The organism is Aquabacterium sp. A08 (assembly GCF_011742065.1).
In genome coordinates this window covers 1-723 of the sequence record NZ_JAAQQT010000531.1, presented here as the reverse complement: position 1 = coordinate 723, position 723 = coordinate 1, and the positions used below count along the sequence as shown (strand labels likewise).

1 tRNA gene and 1 pseudogene are annotated in these 723 nt (G+C 65.6%); one reads left to right on the top strand and one right to left on the bottom strand.

Features of this window, described 5'->3' with window-relative positions:
• Position 1: 1 nt before the first annotated feature.
• A tRNA-Leu gene (locus HA630_RS03970) sits at positions 2 to 86 on the bottom strand.
• 86 nt (positions 87 to 172) lie between these two features.
• Here HA630_RS03970 and HA630_RS03965 point away from each other — a divergent pair.
• Positions 173 to 723, top strand: a pseudogene (locus HA630_RS03965) (ribonuclease R); the annotation flags it as partial.

Below are 723 nucleotides of genomic sequence, written 5' to 3'. Positions count from 1 at the left end.
TTGGTGCCCAGGAGAGGACTCGAACCTCCACGCCTCTCAGCGCTAGTACCTGAAACTAGTGCGTCTACCAATTCCGCCACCTGGGCTTTCAGATAAGCTGAAAGTATAGCACGCAAAAACACTGCAGCGAGTGCAAAAGACACGAGTGAAAGAAAAGAATCCCAATTTGTTGTTGTCCGAGTTTGAGGGGGTGGTCGCCGGCCACCGCGATGGCCACGGTTTCGTCCTGCGCGACGACGGTCAGCCCGATGTCTACCTGCCGCCCAACGAGATGCGCGCCGTCCTGCACAAGGACCGGGTCAAGGCCCGGGTGGTGCGCCAAGACCGCCGGGGCCGGCCCGAAGGCCGCGTGACCGAGATCCTGGAGCGGGCCAAGGCCCCGATCATCGGCCGCCTGCTGCAGGAAAGCGGCGTCTGGCTGGTGGCGCCGGAGGACAAGCGCTACGGCCAGGACGTGCTCATTCCCAAGGGCGCGACCGGCTCTGCCAAGCCGGGCGAGGTGGTGGTGGTGGAACTGACCGAGCCCCCGGCGCTGTACGGGCAGCCGGTGGGTCGGGTGAAAGAGGTGCTCGGCGACATCGACGACCCGGGCATGGAGATCGAGATCGCGGTGCGCAAGTACGACGTGCCGCACGAGTTTTCCGAGGCCGCGCTGGCCCAGTCGCGCGGGCTGCCCGACAAGGTGCGCGCCAGCGACAAGCGTGGCCGCATCGACCTGACCGA